The sequence below is a fragment of the Alcanivorax sp. HI0044 genome (genome assembly GCF_001634945.1).
In genome coordinates, this window is sequence record NZ_LWEZ01000596.1 from 1 (window position 1) to 620 (window position 620).

Annotated in this window: 2 protein-coding genes; both read right to left on the reverse strand. The window is 51.8% G+C overall.

Annotated elements, in window-relative coordinates; translation table 11 throughout:
- Positions 1–285: PilX N-terminal domain-containing pilus assembly protein (locus tag A3730_RS07170; protein WP_231883886.1), on the reverse strand; the 285-nt coding region annotated here is incomplete at its 3' end.
- Positions 286–303: 18 nt separating this feature from the next.
- The coding region (locus tag A3730_RS07175) for a PilW family protein (protein WP_197477347.1) at positions 304–620 on the reverse strand (317 nt) is incomplete at its 5' end.

The following is a 620-nucleotide window of genomic DNA, read 5'->3' on the forward strand; positions in this document are numbered from 1 at the left end:
ACCCGCACACAATCCATCCTTGCGAGGGTTGTCAGACACCACACACCGGGTCATAACGTCCCCGCCCAAAAAGTTGGAGAGATTAATCGTGCTCATGCCATCAAGTTCTTCATACGCCTCAACAATGGCACTCTCTGCGCCTTCGAACACCATGGCATCGGCCTGCATACCGGTTGATACCCTGGAGGAAAACATACTGGTTTTCATGGCCGAGATACCCAGCAAAGATATCGCCACCAGAATGAGCAAGGCCACCAGAAGTGCAGCACCCGTTTGCTTGTTCATTGCTCCACCTTCGTCATATCAAATTGCATCCCAATCATAATTTCTCAACCGCACCGTGGTGCTAAGTGCCTTTCTCATTGCGCGATCCGCTGGCTCTGTCAAGGTCTCACCCAGAATATGAAACTCCCTGGTCCCATCACTTTCAGGCAATGCATCATTTGCCCGGGACAGCAGCAACCCTATTTTCACCGCCACAACGGGAGTATCTGCCGGCACTTGGTCTTGCGTCACATAACGCGACACCCCCAAGGCTCCATCGCTATTGGTGTCAATGCCGTACAAGACCTGAAAACTTTCCACTCCCGGAACCAGCTCAACCACTACATTGGTATCAA